Origin of the sequence: Enterobacter cloacae complex sp. SHL001 (assembly GCF_049236825.1) — a bacterium.
Classification (GTDB): domain Bacteria; phylum Pseudomonadota; class Gammaproteobacteria; order Enterobacterales; family Enterobacteriaceae; genus Enterobacter; species Enterobacter hormaechei_C.
In genome coordinates, this window is the sequence record NZ_JBMKIP010000005.1 from 139583 (window position 1) to 156907 (window position 17325).

The window sequence follows — 17325 nt, forward strand, 5'->3', positions numbered from 1 at the left end:
ATTACGGCCTTGTAGTAGAAGCAGAATTAACAAACCACTGCTGGATGTTACCCATCGCGGAGTGCGAGGTATCCAGAATCGGCTGCGGATAGAAGCCCAGCAGCACCAGCAGTACGACCAGCAGCAGGATGATGAACAGCTCACGCAGCGACATCCCCGGCAGTTCTTGTGCAGCAATTTCACTCTTCGCTTTACCGAAGTAAGCGCGGTGCAGCATCGCCAGCGAGTACACGGAGGCAAACACCAGACCAAAGGTGGAGATGACGGTGATCGTCGGTACCACGTTGAAGCTGCCGAACAGGATCATAAACTCGCCGACGAAGTTACCGGTACCCGGCATACCCAGAGTCGCCACCGCGAAGAACATGGAGAGCGCCGGCAGCCATTTCATTTTGCCCCACAGACCGCCCATCATACGCATGTCGCGGGTATGCAGACGTTCATACAGTTGACCGCACAGGATGAAGAGACCGGCAGCGGACAGGCCGTGCGCAATCATCTGGATCACCGCCCCCTGGTACGCCAGCTGGCTGCCGGTGTAGATGGCAATCAGCACGAAGCCCATGTGGGAAACGGAGGTGTAAGCAATCAGACGTTTGATGTCGTACTGCGTGAAGGCCATCCACGCACCGTAGAAGATACCGATCACGCCAAGCCACATGGCAATCGGCGCGAACTCTGCGGAGGCGTTCGGGAACAGCGGCAGGGAGAAACGCAGCAGACCGTAGGCCGCCGTTTTCAGCAAGATACCCGCCAGGTCAACGGAACCCGCCGTTGGCGCCTGAGAGTGCGCGTCCGGCAGCCAGCCGTGCAGCGGTACGACCGGCATTTTCACCGCGAAGGCGATGAAGAAGCCGAGCATCAGCAGGTATTCCACACCGTGAGACATCGGGGTCTTCAGCAGGTCTTCGTAGTTGAAGGTCCAGACGCCGGTCGCATTGTAATGCACAAATACCAGCGCCAGGATGGCAATCAGCATCACCAGACCACTCGCCTGGGTATAGATGAAGAACTTGGTGGCCGCCGTGATACGCGTTTTACCGTCGGACGCCTTATGGCCCCACAGCGCGATCAGGAAGTACATCGGCACCAGCATCATCTCCCAGAAGAAGAAGAACAGGAACATGTCGATGGCCAGGAACACGCCGATCACGCCGCCCAGGATCCACATCAGGTTCAGGTGGAAGAAGCCCTGATATTTTTCGATTTCTCGCCAGGAGCAGAGTACCGCCAGAACGCCGAGCAGACCGGTCAGCACCACCATCAGCAGCGACAGACCGTCAATCGCGAGGTGGATCGTAATACCGAAACGTGGGATCCACGGCAGAATGAACTCAGACTGCCACTGCGGAAGGCCCGCGGACTGGGTCAGTGAGTAGCCACCCTGCAACCAGAGTTGCAGACCAAGCGCGAGCGTCAATCCCATGGTGATCAGCGCGATCCAGCGCGGCATCTTCACGCCAAAGCGTTCGGTCTGCCAGCACAGGAAGCCGCCGATGAAGGGAATTAATATTAGCCAGGGTAGTAACATGGCGATTTACATTCCTTTTTAAGGCCCCCAGCAGGGGCCTGATTTTCAACGAATTCGAATAAAATTCACGTTTGAGTGCGGGGCCTTTTGCCCGGTGGCGCTTCGCTTACCGGGCCTACGGTCCGTAGACAATCCCCGCTAACTCAAAATCAACGCAACACCATCAGCAGCGCCAGTATGACAACCGCACCGATGCTCATGGACGCCACATACCAGCGCAGATAACCGTTCTCGCTGAACAGCAGGCCTTTACCTGCAAAGCGAGAGAGGATCGCCGGGATATTCATCAGGCTGTTCAGTGGATCGCGCTTCAGCAGCCACGCAATGCCCAGGAACGGCTTCACGAAGATCATGTCGTACAGCCAGTCGAAGCCCCATGCGTTGTACCACCAGGTGCCCAGCAGACGGCCCGGCGCGCTGTTGGCAACGGCAGTCACCAGCGTGCGTTTGCCCAGCCACAGCCATGCGGCAATCAGGATGCCCGCGATAGCCACTACGCCGGAGGTGATTTCAAGCGTCAGAACGCGACCGTGCTCAAGCTCGGTTGTCGCCGGCAGTACGCCCTGCAACGGTGGCACAATCATCGCGCCAACGAAGGTGGACAGGACCAGCAGCACAATCAGCGGCAGGTGGTGGGTAATCCCCTTCCCTGCGTGAGCGTGAATTTGTTCTTTACCGTGGAAGACGATGAAAATCATACGGAAGGTGTACAGGGAGGTCATAAACGCACCGACCAGACCCGCAACCATCAGATTGATATGACCATTCGCCATGGCGCCCGCCAGGATTTCGTCCTTACTGAAGAAGCCTGCGGTGATCAGCGGCAGTGCCGCCAGCGCCGCGCCGCCTACCAGGAAGCAGACATACACCAGCGGGATAGACTTACGCAGTCCGCCCATTTTGAAGATGTTCTGCTCGTGGTGGCAGGCCAGAATCACCGAACCGGATGAGAGGAACAGCAGCGCTTTAAAGAACGCGTGCGTCATCAGGTGGAAAATGGCCGCGTCCCACGCCTGAACGCCCAGCGCCAGGAACATGTAACCAATCTGGCTCATGGTGGAGTACGCGAGCACGCGTTTGATGTCGGTCTGCACCAGCGCGGCAAAGCCAGCCAGCACCAGCGTAACCGCACCGACGATACCCACCAGATGCAGAATTTCCGGGGTCATCAGGAACAGGCCATGGGTACGCGCAATCAGGTAGACACCGGCGGTGACCATGGTCGCGGCGTGAATCAACGCGGAGACAGGGGTTGGACCCGCCATCGCGTCGGCCAGCCATGTCTGCAACGGCAGCTGCGCGGATTTACCCACAGCGCCACCCAGCAGCATCAGCGTTGCCCACCACAGCATGTTGTTGCCTGCTTCGAAGTGCGCCGGCGCCAGTTCCACCATTTCGCGGAAGTTTAGCGTGCCCAGTTCGTTGTAAAGAATGAACAGCGCGAAAGCGAGGAACACGTCACCCACACGGGTCACGACGAACGCTTTCATGGCCGCTGCGCCATTCTTCGGATCGGTGTAGTAGAAACCGATCAGCAGGTAAGAACACAGACCCACGCCTTCCCAGCCCAGATACATCAGCAGCAGGTTATCGGCCAGCACCAGAACCACCATGCTGGCGATAAACAGGTTGGTGTAGGCGAAGAAGCGGGAGTATCCCTCTTCACCGCGCATGTACCAGGAGGCGAACATGTGGATCAGGAAGCCGACGCCGGTAACTACGGAGAGCATGGTCAGAGACAGACCATCCAGCACCAGGTTGAAACCGATGTTGAAGTTACCGACCGACATCCAGTTCCACAGCGGTACGCTGTAGGCCTGACGTCCATTGTTAAAGAAGTCGATACCCGCATACGCTGTGACCAGCGCAGCCAGGCCGATAGAGCCAATGCCCACGGTGGCAGACAGATTCTCAGACCAGCGGCCGCGAGAAAACGCCAGCAGCACGAAGCCAATCAGCGGAAAAATAATGGTTAAGGCAAGCATGTTCATCCACGCAACTCACTTACTGAATCGATGTTCAGGTTCTGGCGGCGACGATGGAGCTGTAGCAACAGCGCCAGGCCAATACTCGCTTCAGCAGCCGCGAGGCTGATGGCGAGAATGTACATCACCTGACCATCGGTCTGGCCCCAGTAGCTACCGGCGACCACAAAGGCCAGCGCGGAAGCGTTGATCATGATTTCCAGACCGATCAGCATAAACAGCAGATTGCGGCGGATAACCAGACCGGTTAAGCCCAGAACGAATAAAATCGCAGCGAGGATCAGTCCATGTGTTAAGGGGATCATGCGCGTTCCTCCGTTTTTCTTTTCGCGCGGTCGTCAGTGCGGTTGCTCAGCACCTCGCCGACACGCTCTTCGCGGCCAACGTGGAAGGCCACAACCAGACCCGCCAGCAGCAGCATTGAGGCCAGCTCAACCGCCAGAACGTACGGACCAAACAGGGTGATACCCACGGCTTTCGCGCTGATTGGCGTCCCGTCGATACCCTGGTCGTTGACGCCCAGAATGGCGTAAACAATCACCGCCAGCATGATGGCCGACAGAATCGCCGGACCAATCCACACCTGCGGTTTTAACCACTGACGTTCCTGCTCAATTTCAGAGCCGCCCAGGTTCAGCATCATCACCACGAACACAAACAGCACCATGATGGCCCCGGCGTAGACGATGATTTCCAGCGCACCAGCGAAGTGCGCGCCCAGCGCAAAGAACACCCCGGAAATAGCCAGCAGCGAAATGATTAAATACAGCAGCGCATGCACCGGATTGGTGTGCGTGATCACTCGCAGCGTAGCCAGGATGGCGATAAGGCCACAGATATAAAAAGCGAATTCCATTGCCCTCTCCTTACGGTAACAGGCTCTTGACGTCGATAGGCTTAGCTTCGTTCTCTGCTTCGCCTTTATCTTTGCCGTCGATTGCCATACCCGCCATCCGGTAGAAGTTATATTCCGGGTATTTGCCCGGACCGGAAATCAGCAGATCCTCTTTCTCGTACACCAGATCCTGACGCTTGTACTCACCCAGCTCGAAGTCTGGAGTCAGCTGAATCGCCGTGGTTGGGCACGCTTCTTCACACAGACCGCAGAAAATGCAGCGTGAGAAGTTGATGCGGAAGAACTCAGGGTACCAGCGGCCGTCTACCGTCTCTGCTTTTTGCAGAGAGATACAGCCCACCGGACACGCTACCGCACACAGGTTACAGGCAACGCAACGCTCGGAACCGTCCGGGTCGCGCGTCAGCACGATACGTCCACGGTAGCGCGGCGGCAGATATACCGGCTCTTCCGGGTACATCCGGGTTTCGCGTTTGGCAAACGCATGCAGGCCGATCATCCAGATACTGCGTACCTGGGTGCCGAAACCTACCAATAATTCTTTTAAGGTCATGATCTCAAAGCCCCTTATGGCTGCTGCCAGAGAATGACAGCCGCCGTTACCAACAAGTTGACGAGCGTCAGCGGCAGGCACACTTTCCAGCCGAAGGACATTACCTGGTCATAACGCGGACGCGGTAACGCTGCGCGAATCAAAATGAACATCATCATGAAGAACGCGGTTTTCAGCGCGAACCAGATGAACGGCGGTAAGAACGGGCCATGCCAGCCACCAAAGAACAGCGTTACCATCAACGCGGAAATGGTGACGATACCGATGTACTCGCCCACGAAGAACAGACCGAACTTCATACCGGAATATTCAATGTGGTAACCGTCGGCCAGTTCCTGTTCGGCTTCTGGCTGGTCAAACGGGTGACGGTGACACACCGCCACGCCCGCGATGGCAAAGGTAATAAACCCAAAGAACTGCGGGATAACGTTCCAGATGTCGGCCTGGTTGTTGACGATGTCGGTCATGTTAAATGAACCGGCCTGCGCCACCACGCCCATCAGGGAGAGACCCAGGAACACTTCGTAGCTCAGCGTCTGCGCGGAAGCACGCATCGCACCCAGCAGCGAGTATTTGTTGTTACTGGACCAGCCTGCGAACAGCACCGCGTAAACCGCGAGGCCTGCCATCATCAGGAAGAACAGAATGCCGATGTTCAGGTCAGCCACCACCCAGGTCGGGCTGACCGGAACGATAGCAAACGCCAGCAGCAGCGAGGTGAAGGCGATCATCGGCGCCAGCGTAAAGATCACGCGGTCCGAGAAGCGTGGAACCCAGTCCTCTTTAAAGAACATCTTGATCATGTCCGCGACCAGCTGGAGTGAACCACCCCAGCCCACGCGGTTCGGTCCGTAACGGTTCTGGAACAGACCGAGCAGACGACGTTCACCAAAGCTCATGAACGCGCCGCAGGTGACGACCACCAGCAGAATCACAACCGCTTTCAGAATGCTCAGCAGGATGTCGATAAGATCCGGCGTTAACCAACTCATGCTTTTGCCTCCTGAAGGTTATCAAGATGCGCACCCGCCAGGACCGGCGCGATGCCAGGCATACCCATCGGCAGACCCACCTGCCCTGCTGACAGGCGTTCAGAAATAATCAGCGGCAGGCTGATTGTCTGGCCGTCGTAGCTAAAGGCAATGTTCGCACCCGCGTTAACGCCAAGCTTCGCGGCATCCGCCGGGTTGAGCTTGATGTACGGCTGCGGCATACGCTGCTGGAATACCGGAGAACGCTGGGACATTTCGTCGCTACCGAACAGATGGTAGTACGGTGCAATACGCCAGTGACCTTCCTGCGCCTGGAAGCTCGCCGGAACGGTGGTGAAGAAGTCCAGACCGGTTTCGGAGGCTTCAATCAGACGCACGCCCGGATCGCCGTGGCGCAGGTGACCGCCCACTTCAGCCTGGAACTTGTTCCATGCCTGCGGGGAGTTCCAGCCCGGTGCCCATGCAAACGGGATTTGCGAACGCGGCGCAGACGGCTGGTTGTTCCCTTCCATCGAGAAGGCAAACATAGTGTCTTTATCCTGCGGCTGACGCGGTTCGTGCACGCTGATGTTGGCGCGCATCGCGGTACGACCGCTGTAGCGGTGCGGCTCACGCGCCAGTTTCTGGCCGCGAATGCGGAAGCCTGCGTCAGGCGCGGCGTCTTTAATGCCCGCCAGCTGAGGCAGTTTCTCAACAACCGCGTCAATAACGTGGTCGAGCTGCGTCCAGTCCACTTCACGGCTCTGCACGGTGCTGTGCAGAGAGTGCAGCCAGCGCCAGCTTTCCAGCATCACGGTGTTGCTGTCGTAGTAGGCCGGGTCATAAACCTGGAAGAAACGCTGGGCGCGGCCTTCGTTGTTGATCACCGTCCCGTCGCTTTCTGCGAAGCTTGCCGCAGAGAGAACCAGGTGCGCTTTGTCCATGATCGCGGTGCGCTGATGGTCGATAACCATCACCAGCGGCGCTCTGGAGAGCGCGGCGTCAACGCGAGCGGCAGAAGCATGGCGATGCAGGTCGTTTTCCAGCACCACAACGGCGTCAGCGGCACCGGATTCCAGTTCGCTTAACGCGTCTTCCAGCGAGCCGCCGCCAATCATACCCAGACCGATGCTGTTCACCGCACGGGCAATCATAGTCACACCGACGTCAGCGCCACGGCCCTTCAGGGCTTTGGCAACGTTCGCTGCGGCCTGAATGATTTCAGCGCTACCGGCGTTGGTACCGGAAATAATCAGCGGTTTCTTCGCCCCCGCCAGTGCCTGAACAATCACGTCGACCTTGTTTTGCAGGTCGCGATCCAGTTCAACGGCCGGCGAGTTGCTGTCCAGCGCGTGGGCAATGGCAAAGCCGAGGCGCGCCTGATCTTCAACCGGCGCGCAGTAGGTCCACGCGGCGATATCGTCCAGACGGGTGTTGTCGACGTTAGTCACAAACAGAGGATGCTTCGCGCGCTGACCGATGTTGAGGATGGCCGCAATCTGCCAGTCAGCCACTTTCTGCGCCGCTGCCATTTCACGTGCTTTGCCTTTCACCGCCTGACGAACCGCCAGGGCAGCGCGTGCGCCAGTCTGCGTCAGGTCTTCACCCAGCACCAGAACCGCATCATAAGATTCGATTTCGCGCAGCGCAGGCGTATGAATGCCGCCTTCACGCAGCACTTTCAGCACCAGCTGGAGACGTTCCTGCTCGCCCTGGGCGATACCGGTATAGAAGTTTTCCGCCCCAACCAGCTCGCGCAGCGCGAAGTTGCTTTCGATGCTGGCGCGCGGGGAACCGATGCCGATCACTTTCTTCGACTGACGCAGAATATCCGCCGCGCCCTGCATCGCCTGCTCAGCGTTGAGGGTAATGACGTCATCGCCACGGCGCTGTACCGGCTGACGCGGACGGTCTTTCAGGTTCACATAGCCATAGCCGAAACGACCGCGGTCGCAGAGGAAGTAGTGGTTAACGGTACCGTTGTAACGGTTTTCGATACGACGTAGTTCGCCGTAGCGCTCGCCCGGGCTGGTGTTACAGCCAAGGGAACACTGCTGGCAGATGCTTGGCGCAAACTGCATGTCCCATTTACGGTTGTAACGTTCAGAGTGGGTTTTATCCGTGAATACGCCGGTCGGACAGATTTCTACCAGGTTACCGGAGAATTCGCTTTCCAGCGTACCGTCTTCCGGACGACCGAAGTAGACGTTGTCATGCGCGCCATATACGCCCAGATCCTGTCCGTCTGCATAATCTTTGTAATAACGCACGCAGCGGTAGCAGGCGATGCAGCGGTTCATTTCGTGAGAGATGAACGGCCCCAGATCCTGGTTACGGTGGGTACGCTTGGTAAAGCGATAGCGACGGAAGCTGTGACCGGTCATGACGGTCATATCCTGAAGGTGGCAGTTACCGCCCTCCTCACACACCGGACAGTCGTGCGGGTGGTTGGTCATCAACCACTCCACCACGCTTTCACGGAACTGTTTGGCTTCTTCGTCATCAATCGAAATAAAGGTGCCTTCGGCGGCTGGCGTCATACAGGACATCACCAGGCGACCACGCGTGTCTTCCGCGTTTTGATATTGCTTCACCGCACACTGGCGGCAAGCACCGACGCTGCCCAGCGCCGGATGCCAGCAAAAGTACGGAATATCGAGGCCAAGAGACAGACAAGCTTCCAGCAGGTTGTCCGCCCCGTTGACTTCGTATTCTTTGCCGTCTACATGAATCGTAGCCATTAGCATGCTTCCAGTTGGCTCGGCCGAAACCGAGCGTTAATCAAAATTCTGTTTTTACCAGCGCGCTTTCAGCAGGTTCGGCTGAATACCATTGATCGAATGGGTATTGCTGAACGGCTGCTTGATGCCTGCTTCGAATTCGTCGCGGAAATATTTAATCGCGCTTTGCAGCGGCTCGACGGCGCCCGGTGCGTGGGCACAGAAGGTTTTACCCGGCCCTAAGAATCGACACAGTTGCTCAAGTGTCTCGATATCGCCAGGCTGGCCTTCGCCACGTTCGATAGCACGCAGGATCTTCACGCTCCACGGCAGACCATCACGGCACGGTGTACACCAGCCGCAGGACTCGCGGGCGAAGAACTCTTCCAGGTTACGCACCAGGGATACCATGCCGATCTCATGGTCGACGGCCATCGCCAGCGCCGTACCCAGACGGCTGCCTGCTTTACCAATGCTTTCGAACTCCATTGGCAGGTCAAGGTGGGCTTCGGTCAGGAAGTCCGTCCCTGCCCCACCCGGCTGCCAGGCTTTGAATTTCAGGCCATCGCGCATGCCGCCGGCGTAGTCTTCAAGAATTTCGCGTGCGGTGGTGCCGAACGGCAGCTCCCAGACGCCAGGGTTCTTCACGCGACCGGAGAAGCCCATCAGCTTGGTACCGGCATCTTTGCTTGAGGAGATGCCCTGATACCACTCCACGCCGTTCGCGAGGATCGCCGGGACGTTGCACAGGGTTTCGACGTTGTTGACGCAGGTCGGTTTACCCCACACGCCGGAGCTTGCCGGGAACGGTGGCTTGGAGCGCGGGTTCGCGCGGCGGCCTTCCAGGGAGTTAATCAGCGCGGTTTCTTCACCGCAGATATAACGCCCGGCACCGGTGTGCACGAACAGCTCGAAGTCAAACCCGGTGCCCAGGATGTTTTTACCCAGCAGACCGGCTTCAGTGGCTTCGGCAATCGCGCGACGCAGGTTTTCAGCCGCTTCGATGTATTCACCGCGCAGGAAGATATAGCCACGGTACGCTTTCAGCGCGAACGCGGAGATCAGCATGCCTTCAACCAGCAGGTGCGGCAGCTGTTCCATCAGCAGGCGGTCTTTATAGGTACCCGGCTCCATTTCATCGGCGTTACACAGCAGGTAACGGATGTTCATGGATTCATCTTTCGGCATCAGGCTCCACTTCAGACCGGTGGAGAAGCCCGCGCCGCCGCGGCCTTTCAGGCCAGACTCTTTCACCGCGTTAACGATGTCGTCCGGCGCCATGCCGCCAAGGGCTTTACGCGCGCCGGCATAGCCGTTTTTGCTCTGATATTCGTCGAGCCAGACCGGCTGTTTGTCATCACGCAGACGCCAGGTCAGCGGATGCGTCTCAGCAGTACGAATTACAGTTTTCATTTGTACTGCTCCAGCAGGTCAGGAATCGCTTCCGGCGTCAGATGGCTGTGAGTGTCCTCATCAATCATCATGGTCGGCCCCTTGTCGCAGTTACCCAGGCAGCAGGTTGGCAGCAGAGTAAAGCGTCCGTCGAAGGTGGTCTGGCCCGGCTTGATATTGAGTTTCTTCTCAATCGCAGCCTGAATGCCCTGATAACCGGTGATGTGGCAGACCACGCTGTCACAGTAGCGGATCACATGGCGGCCTACCGGCTGACGGAAGATCTGGCTGTAGAACGTGGCTACGCCTTCTACGTCACTTGCCGGAATGCCCAGCACTTTTGCGATCTCGTAGATCGCCCCATCCGGCACCCAACCACGCTGTTTCTGTACGATTTTCAGCGCTTCAATGGACGCCGCACGCGGGTCTTCGTAGTGGTGCATCTCGTGCTCAATGGCGGCACGCTCTGCTTCACTCAGCTCAAAAGCCTCGGTTTGTGGTTGTTGATTCTCGTGCATAATTAGCGGTCCACATCTGACATAACAAAATCGATACTACCCAGATACACAATCAGGTCGGAGACCAGACTGCCGCGAATGGCGGCCGGGATCTGCTGCAAGTGCGCGAAGCTTGGCGTACGCACGCGGGTGCGGTAGCTCATGGTGCTGCCGTCGCTGGTGAGGTAGTAGCTGTTGATACCCTTGGTCGCTTCAATCATCTGGAAGGATTCCTGTGCCGGCATGACCGGGCCCCAGGAAACTTGCAGGAAGTGGGTGATCAGGGTTTCGATATGTTGCAGCGTGCGCTCTTTCGGTGGCGGCGTCGTCAGCGGGTGATCCGCCTTGAACGGGCCTTCCGGCATGTTGTTGAGGCACTGCTCAAGGATGCGCAGGCTCTGGCGCAGCTCTTCCACTTTCAGCATCACGCGGGTGTAGCAGTCGGATACGCCGCCGCCAACCGGGACTTCAAAGTCGAAGTTCTCGTAACCAGAGTAAGGACGCGCTTTACGCACGTCGAAATCAATCCCGGTCGCACGCAGGCCAGCACCTGTGGTTCCCCACTCCAGCGCTTCTTTCGCGCCGTAGGCAGCAACGCCCTGGGAACGGCCTTTCAGGATGGAGTTACGCAGCGCGGCTTTCTCGTAAGACGCCAGACGTTTTGGCATCCAGTCGAGGAATTCACGCAGCAGACGGTCCCAGCCGCGCGGCAGATCGTGCGCCACACCGCCGATGCGGAACCAGGCCGGGTGCATACGGAAACCGGTAATCGCTTCCACCAGATCGTAGATTTTCTGACGGTCGGTAAAGGCGAAGAAGACCGGCGTCATCGCGCCGACGTCCTGAATGAACGTGGAGATGTACAGCAGGTGGCTGTTAATACGGAACAGTTCAGACAGCATCACGCGAATCACGTTAACGCGATCCGGGACGGTGATGCCTGCCAGCTTCTCAACGGCCAGCACGTATGGCATTTCGTTCACGCAGCCGCCGAGGTATTCGATACGGTCGGTGTACGGAATGTAGCTGTGCCAGGACTGACGCTCACCCATCTTCTCAGCACCACGGTGGTGGTAGCCGATGTCAGGCACGCAGTCGACAATCTCTTCGCCATCAAGCTGAAGAATAATACGGAATGCACCGTGCGCAGAGGGGTGGTTTGGACCGAGGTTGAGGAACATGAAGTCCTCGTTTTCGGTGCCGCGCTTCATGCCCCAGTCTTCCGGCTTGAAGGTCAGCGCTTCCATCTCCAGATCCTGCTTGGCTTTGGTCAGCTCAAACGGGTCGAATTCGGTGGCGCGTGCCGGGTAGTCTTTACGCAGCGGGTGGCCGGTCCAGGTCTGCGGCATCATGATGCGCGTCAGATGCGGGTGACCGTCGAAGGTCATGCCGAACATTTCCCAGGTTTCACGCTCGTACCAGTTGGCGTTCGGGAAAAGTTTGGTGATCGTCGGCAGATGCATGTCGTTTTCAGACAATGCCACCTTGAGCATGATATCCGTGTTGCGGTCTATTGAGATCAGGTGGTAGAAAACGGAAAAATCCGCAGCAGGGAGACCCTGGCGGTGCGTTCTCAGACGTTCGTCCATGCCGTGTAAGTCAAACAGCATGACGTAAGGTTTTGGCAATTTCTTGAGGAAATCGACAACTTCCAGTAATTGCTCACGCTTCACCCAAACAACGGGTACCCCGGTGCGGGTGGCCTGAACAGTAAAGGCATCCGGCCCAAAACGGTTGCGCAGTTCGCCAATGACGGGGTCATCGAGATGATCCCGGGTCTGCCAGGCGGCTTCTTGCGCGGTTAAGTCGGTCATATTGTTCACCATTGCAAATGGTCCGTGGTGACTGTTAAGCCTGGCTTCGCGCTATTTGAGTAGTGATATGCGAAGGTGTTCTCCAGGCCCACAGGCGCAAATTAAATTTCGTCAGGCGTACGCAGGTTGGTGACGGCAATACGTTCACCACGTTTACGCTCGCGCTCAGACTGCATGTTCGCGCGATAGACACCCTGATCGCCAACAACCCATGAAAGCGGGCGGCGTTCTTTACCAATTGACTCCTGGAGCAGCATCAGCGCCTGCATATAGGCCTCTGGACGCGGCGGGCAGCCCGGGATGTACACATCCACCGGAATGAACTTATCAACGCCCTGCACAACGGAATAAATGTCGTACATACCGCCGGAGTTTGCACATGCGCCCATGGAGATAACCCATTTTGGCTCCAGCATCTGGTCATAAAGACGCTGAATAACTGGTGCCATCTTGGTAAAGCAGGTCCCGGCCACCACCATCAGGTCAGCCTGACGTGGAGAAGCACGCAGTACCTCGGCCCCAAAACGCGCAACGTCATGCACCGCAGTGAATGACGTCACCATTTCAACGTAGCAGCAAGAAAGGCCAAAGTTGTATGGCCAGATGGAGTTCTTACGACCCCAGTTGACCATGTCGTGCATGGCATGTTCGAGCTTGCCCATGTACACGCTTTTGTTGACTTCTTGCTCCAGGGGGTCGGTTACGATCTCCTGTTTTTGCAGGGGGTAACGGTCATTCTCACCGTTAGGATCTATGCGGGTGAGCGTATAATCCATCTTATTGCCTCGCTGTTACTGCTGACGATTAGAGATACTGTTTTCCGGGTTGATGTGTTCACGGCGTGAACGCACAGGTGTCCAGTCCAGCGCGCCAATACGCACCAGATAAACCAGACCGGCCAGTAACACTAAAATGAAAATTGCGGCCTCGACAAAGCCCACCCAACCACTTTCGCGAATGGAGGTAGACCACGCGAAGAGGTAAAGCGCTTCCACGTCAAAAATGACGAAGAACATGGCTACCAGGTAGAACTTGGCAGACAGGCGTAAGCGAGCGGTACCTACTGAATCAATACCTGATTCGAAAGGTGTGTTTTTGTGCCTTGCGCGGGCGCGACCGCCCAGGAACCAGCCGCCGACTAACATCAGGCAGCACAGGCCAATGGCTACAATAAGAAAGATTGCGAATGCCCAGTGATGAGCGATGACTTCTGTGGATGTTGACATACTCATTGCTTACTCATCAAAAGTGATACCGACGACACTGCTCTTGCTGGCAGATGGGCATCACATCGATTCATGGGGAGGAACAAAATAACCTTACACTAACTGTCAGAAATGAGACATAGACAGCAAAATGATGGGGTTTTTTACTCCTTTCTATAACCTTTTGTCAACTTTAACAAAGGTTTCTTCACATTAAATTACAACGTGCGATTCTCATTAACATTTGGTGCCCTTTAACCCTGGTGGGTACATGACTTTCCGTCAAATGCATCTTGTTGAATCGTGTCCGTTTTGGAAGTAAAAAAAATAACCCTCCTATTTTGACAGGATTTGCCAACGATTCCTCCCCCCAAATGGGAGTATTTTCTTGATCTGAGACACGCTTTTGTTAATTCAATCAAAAAAACAGCAACATATTTCCTGTTTTTTTAACATCGGCGGGGTATGAGGTAAGTTAGAACAGGTATTGTTTACATCTTAACCAAAAACATTTTCTGCATTGATAAATAAGCGGTATTTGCTTTATCCCTGCTCCGTTCACGGTTATGAATAGCAAAAAAAACCACTCGCAGGAAAAAATCATGCGAGTGGCTCTTTTTTGCACTTACATTTTGTTACGAGAATTTTGAGGGAATGATCACTCAAAATCCCCTTCCACGATCAGGGAGTCGTCCCCTCCTTCGGGAGTAACAGGCGCGTACTGCCATGGATTGTGGTAGTTTTCCATTGCCTCGAACACCACTTTTGCCAGCTCGTTGTTGCTGGCGGCGTTATGGCACAGCAGGTACTCCGTATCCGGCAACGACGGGAGTCCCTCGGATTGACCCAGCACACGCAGATCGGGGCTCATCATCTCCACCGGACGGGCCGTTACGCCAAGCCCGGCCTTCACCGCCGCTCGCACTGCGGGCAAGGTTGACGCCACGTACGCCAGGCGCCATGGAATACCGGCTTCGTTGAGCGCAGCCAGCACCATATCGCGGAACGGACTCGGATCGTCCAGCAGGACCAGGGGTATCGGCTCACCTTTCTGCAATACATACTCCGCGGCACAGTACCAGTGCGTTGGAGAAGTACGCAGCGTCAGGCTGTCAAACTGGCCAGGTCGATGCGTGGTGACCACCAGGTCAACCTCGTTTTCTTTCAGCATCTCAACCATGAAAGCATTGCGTTTAACGCTAACGTCCAGGGCAAGCTTCGGATAAACCGAGCTAATTCGGTTGAGAAGGAAGGGTAAAATGGTATCTGCTGATTCATCTGACGCCCCTAATGTTAACACTCCCTGAAGGTTGCTAAACATTAATGACATACAGGCTTCATCATTAAAGCGCAGTATCTTTCTGGCATAACCCAGAAGCTGAATACCATGTTCTGTTAAAAGCTTATTACGTCCATGACGCGCAAAAAGCTCTTTACCAACCAGTTGTTCCAGCCGCTGCATTTGCTGACTCACGGCGGACTGGGTACGGCAAACGGCGGCAGCAGCTGCTGCAAAAGTGTTGAGATCGGCGACCGCAACAAACGTTCTCAGCAGATCGAGGTCGAGATTCATTATCGGACGATTTGCATTTATCATATCTTTTCACTTTCAGGTTGCTCGTGCGGAGCTGCCCGGGTTGAAGCTGTGTGTAACAGTTAAGCAATTCCTTCTGAAGAGTTTCCCTCGCATCCCGGCCCGGCAGACTGCCTGACAGATAGTTATTGTACTGCGGTATATCACCAGTCAGAAATCACGTTTCATGACGTTATTTTTATTCTCTTGCGTCCAGGATATTTCGTTGTTTGCAGGTCGATGTTAATACCATAAAGAGTAAGACATGTTTTCTGCCATCTATATCGCAGCGTTGGCAACGTAGCAAGATGTGACTTACCCAATCAGCCAGAGATAATTTTAACAATAACAATCGATTAATACAGGAAAGCAGTATCCGATATACGTAACAGGCCTATCGCTATGCTGCATTCCCGAAACACATCTTAACCCAAATCCACTATATTTATAAGTCTTATTGCAATATTAAGGATTTACCGCCAATGATAAGCAACTACACTCTTTTTATTAAAATTAACGAAAGTTGCATTTTCGTCGTTAATAATAAATAAAGTTTAATTTAGATTCAGGCCATTCATTAATAACCCTTAACATTAATTTCACATGAGTAACTTTTAACCTGGCTTTGCTAATATGGCAATCGGTATCTCAGCATTCAGGTTTTACGAATGGTCACTCAGGGGGACTAATGCATCAGCCCGAATCGTCTTTTTATTTATTCCAGAATAATATTCATCCTTATATGAAATTTTTAGCATAAACCACCCAGCACCCCTCTTTATCACGATAAATTCAGGCACAAAATCACTCCGTCGTTAGAGTAAGCGATCACCGCGGCATTGCCCGGTTGGACGAAATCTTCTTCTGTGCGCCCTTCAAAACGAAGCGCGGTGGGAGTACATTGTTCCGTGCTCACTTCCACGGCAGGAAGTTGCAATAATAGCGAAAAGGTTAAAGGTTCATGTCCCCTATCGAAAAATCCAGCAAGCTCGACAACGTCTGTTACGACATCCGTGGCCCGGTACTCAAAGAGGCAAAACGCCTTGAAGAGGAAGGCAATAAGGTTCTGAAACTCAACATCGGCAACCCCGCGCCATTTGGTTTTGAAGCGCCGGATGAGATCCTGGTGGATGTGATCCGTAACCTGCCCACTGCACAAGGCTACTGCGATTCAAAAGGGCTTTATTCCGCGCGTAAAGCCATCATGCAGCACTATCAGGCTCGCGGTATGCGCGACGTCACCGTTGAAGATATCTACATTGGCAACGGTGTCTCGGAGCTGATCGTTCAGGCGATGCAGGCGCTCCTGAACAGCGGCGATGAAATGCTGGTTCCTGCCCCGGATTATCCGCTGTGGACGGCTGCGGTGTCCCTGTCCAGCGGTAAAGCGGTGCACTACCTGTGCGACGAATCCTCTGACTGGTTCCCGGATCTGGATGATATTCGCGCCAAAATTACCCCGCGCACCCGGGGTATCGTGATCATTAACCCGAATAACCCGACGGGTGCGGTCTATTCAAAAGAGCTGCTGATGGAGATCGTCGAGATCGCCCGCCAGCACAACCTGATCATCTTTGCCGACGAGATTTACGACAAGATACTGTACGACGCGGCGCAGCACCACTCTATCGCCGCGCTGGCGCCCGATCTGCTGACGGTCACCTTTAACGGACTGTCTAAAACTTACCGCGTTGCCGGTTTCCGTCAGGGCTGGATGGTACTGAACGGTCCGAAAAAACATGCGAAAGGCTACATTGAAGGGCTGGAGATGCTGGCATCCATGCGTCTGTGCGCCAACGTACCGGCGCAACATGCGATCCAGACAGCTCTCGGCGGCTATCAAAGCATCAGCGAGTTTATCGTTCCAGGCGGCCGCCTGTATGAACAGCGCAACCGCGCATGGGAATTGATTAATGATATTCCGGGCGTCTCCTGCGTGAAGCCTAACGGCGCGCTGTACATGTTCCCGAAAATCGACGCGAAGCGCTTCAATATTCACGACGACCAGAAAATGGTGCTCGACTTCCTGTTGCAGGAAAAAGTGCTGCTGGTTCAGGGGACGGCGTTTAACTGGCCGTGGCCGGATCACGTGCGTATCGTCACCCTGCCGCGCGAAGACGATCTCGAGATGGCCATCAGCCGCTTCGGGCGCTTCCTCTCCGGGTACCATCAGTAACGCTGACTTTCCGCCGGGTAGCGCTGCGCTTACCCGGCCTGCAACATCCGCA

The 17325-nt window shown here is 55.5% G+C and carries 14 protein-coding genes; 1 reads left to right on the plus strand and 13 read right to left on the minus strand.

Annotation, left to right across the window (positions count from 1 at the left end; genetic code table 11):
• Position 1: 1 nt before the first annotated feature.
• The 13 genes from nuoM to lrhA form a co-directional block, all read right to left on the minus strand.
• The gene (nuoM, locus tag ACOTYH_RS15215) at positions 2-1531 is read right to left on the minus strand and encodes an NADH-quinone oxidoreductase subunit M (protein WP_003861498.1); all 1530 of its coding nucleotides are present in this window, start codon (positions 1529-1531) and stop codon (positions 2-4) included.
• 149 nt (positions 1532-1680) lie between these two features.
• Positions 1681-3522: an NADH-quinone oxidoreductase subunit L gene (gene nuoL / locus ACOTYH_RS15220; protein WP_015572272.1), complete on the minus strand. Its 1842-nt coding sequence runs from the start codon at positions 3520-3522 to the stop codon at positions 1681-1683.
• The gene (gene nuoK, locus ACOTYH_RS15225; RefSeq protein ID WP_003861496.1) at positions 3519-3821 is read right to left on the minus strand and encodes an NADH-quinone oxidoreductase subunit NuoK; all 303 of its coding nucleotides are present in this window, start codon (positions 3819-3821) and stop codon (positions 3519-3521) included. Before nuoK ends, nuoL begins: the two co-directional genes overlap by 4 nt.
• Complete coding sequence (gene nuoJ / locus ACOTYH_RS15230) at positions 3818-4372, minus strand: NADH-quinone oxidoreductase subunit J (RefSeq protein WP_003861493.1); 555 nt, start codon at positions 4370-4372, stop codon at positions 3818-3820. The genes nuoK and nuoJ overlap by 4 nt, the downstream gene beginning before the upstream one ends.
• Before the next feature lie 10 nt (positions 4373-4382).
• Entirely contained in the window at positions 4383-4925 is a 543-nt protein-coding gene (gene nuoI / locus ACOTYH_RS15235) for an NADH-quinone oxidoreductase subunit NuoI (protein WP_003861491.1), read from the minus strand.
• Between the two features lie 14 nt (positions 4926-4939).
• The gene (gene nuoH / locus ACOTYH_RS15240; protein WP_003861490.1) at positions 4940-5917 is read right to left on the minus strand and encodes an NADH-quinone oxidoreductase subunit NuoH; all 978 of its coding nucleotides are present in this window, start codon (positions 5915-5917) and stop codon (positions 4940-4942) included.
• Positions 5914-8637, minus strand: coding sequence for an NADH-quinone oxidoreductase subunit NuoG (gene nuoG, locus ACOTYH_RS15245; RefSeq protein WP_421637810.1), 2724 nt, complete (start codon positions 8635-8637; stop codon positions 5914-5916). Before nuoG ends, nuoH begins: the two co-directional genes overlap by 4 nt.
• A 54-nt stretch (positions 8638-8691) precedes the next feature.
• Positions 8692-10029 (minus strand): NADH-quinone oxidoreductase subunit NuoF, encoded by a 1338-nt coding sequence (gene nuoF / locus ACOTYH_RS15250; protein WP_003861487.1) that lies wholly within the window; start codon positions 10027-10029, stop codon positions 8692-8694.
• Positions 10026-10526, minus strand: a complete 501-nt coding sequence (gene nuoE / locus ACOTYH_RS15255) for an NADH-quinone oxidoreductase subunit NuoE (RefSeq protein WP_006176513.1) — start codon at positions 10524-10526, stop codon at positions 10026-10028. Before nuoE ends, nuoF begins: the two co-directional genes overlap by 4 nt.
• A gap of 2 nt (positions 10527-10528) precedes the next feature.
• A complete protein-coding gene (gene nuoC, locus ACOTYH_RS15260; protein ID WP_003861484.1) occupies positions 10529-12331 on the minus strand; it encodes an NADH-quinone oxidoreductase subunit C/D in 1803 nt (600 codons plus the stop codon).
• Positions 12332-12420: 89 nt separating this feature from the next.
• The gene (gene nuoB, locus ACOTYH_RS15265; protein ID WP_003861482.1) at positions 12421-13095 is read right to left on the minus strand and encodes an NADH-quinone oxidoreductase subunit NuoB; all 675 of its coding nucleotides are present in this window, start codon (positions 13093-13095) and stop codon (positions 12421-12423) included.
• Positions 13096-13110: 15 nt separating this feature from the next.
• Positions 13111-13551 (minus strand): NADH-quinone oxidoreductase subunit NuoA, encoded by a 441-nt coding sequence (nuoA, locus tag ACOTYH_RS15270; protein WP_003861475.1) that lies wholly within the window; start codon positions 13549-13551, stop codon positions 13111-13113.
• Between the two features lie 631 nt (positions 13552-14182).
• On the minus strand, positions 14183-15121 hold the full coding sequence (lrhA, locus tag ACOTYH_RS15275; RefSeq protein ID WP_017693002.1) for a transcriptional regulator LrhA: 939 nt from the start codon (positions 15119-15121) through the stop codon (positions 14183-14185).
• Between the two features lie 937 nt (positions 15122-16058).
• On the opposite strand from lrhA, the gene alaA reads away from it, so the two are divergent.
• Complete coding sequence (alaA, locus tag ACOTYH_RS15280) at positions 16059-17273, plus strand: alanine transaminase AlaA (RefSeq protein ID WP_003861471.1); 1215 nt, start codon at positions 16059-16061, stop codon at positions 17271-17273.
• Positions 17274-17325 lie beyond the last annotated feature (52 nt).

Bases quoted from the DNA above. Each gene is read 5' to 3' on its own strand.
- nuoI (WP_003861491.1), bottom strand. From the start codon at position 4,925: ATGACCTTAAAAGAATTATTGGTAGGTTTCGGCACCCAGGTACGCAGT.
- nuoK (WP_003861496.1), bottom strand. From the start codon at position 3,821: ATGATCCCCTTAACACATGGACTGATCCTCGCTGCGATTTTATTCGTT.
- nuoC (WP_003861484.1), bottom strand. From the start codon at position 12,331: ATGGTGAACAATATGACCGACTTAACCGCGCAAGAAGCCGCCTGGCAG.
- nuoH (WP_003861490.1), bottom strand. From the start codon at position 5,917: ATGAGTTGGTTAACGCCGGATCTTATCGACATCCTGCTGAGCATTCTG.
- nuoE (WP_006176513.1), bottom strand. From the start codon at position 10,526: ATGCACGAGAATCAACAACCACAAACCGAGGCTTTTGAGCTGAGTGAA.
- alaA (WP_003861471.1), top strand. From the start codon at position 16,059: ATGTCCCCTATCGAAAAATCCAGCAAGCTCGACAACGTCTGTTACGAC.
- lrhA (WP_017693002.1), bottom strand. From the start codon at position 15,121: ATGATAAATGCAAATCGTCCGATAATGAATCTCGACCTCGATCTGCTG.
- nuoJ (WP_003861493.1), bottom strand. From the start codon at position 4,372: ATGGAATTCGCTTTTTATATCTGTGGCCTTATCGCCATCCTGGCTACG.
- nuoM (WP_003861498.1), bottom strand. From the start codon at position 1,531: ATGTTACTACCCTGGCTAATATTAATTCCCTTCATCGGCGGCTTCCTG.
- nuoB (WP_003861482.1), bottom strand. From the start codon at position 13,095: ATGGATTATACGCTCACCCGCATAGATCCTAACGGTGAGAATGACCGT.
- nuoF (WP_003861487.1), bottom strand. From the start codon at position 10,029: ATGAAAACTGTAATTCGTACTGCTGAGACGCATCCGCTGACCTGGCGT.
- nuoL (WP_015572272.1), bottom strand. From the start codon at position 3,522: ATGAACATGCTTGCCTTAACCATTATTTTTCCGCTGATTGGCTTCGTG.
- nuoG (WP_421637810.1), bottom strand. From the start codon at position 8,637: ATGGCTACGATTCATGTAGACGGCAAAGAATACGAAGTCAACGGGGCG.
- nuoA (WP_003861475.1), bottom strand. From the start codon at position 13,551: ATGAGTATGTCAACATCCACAGAAGTCATCGCTCATCACTGGGCATTC.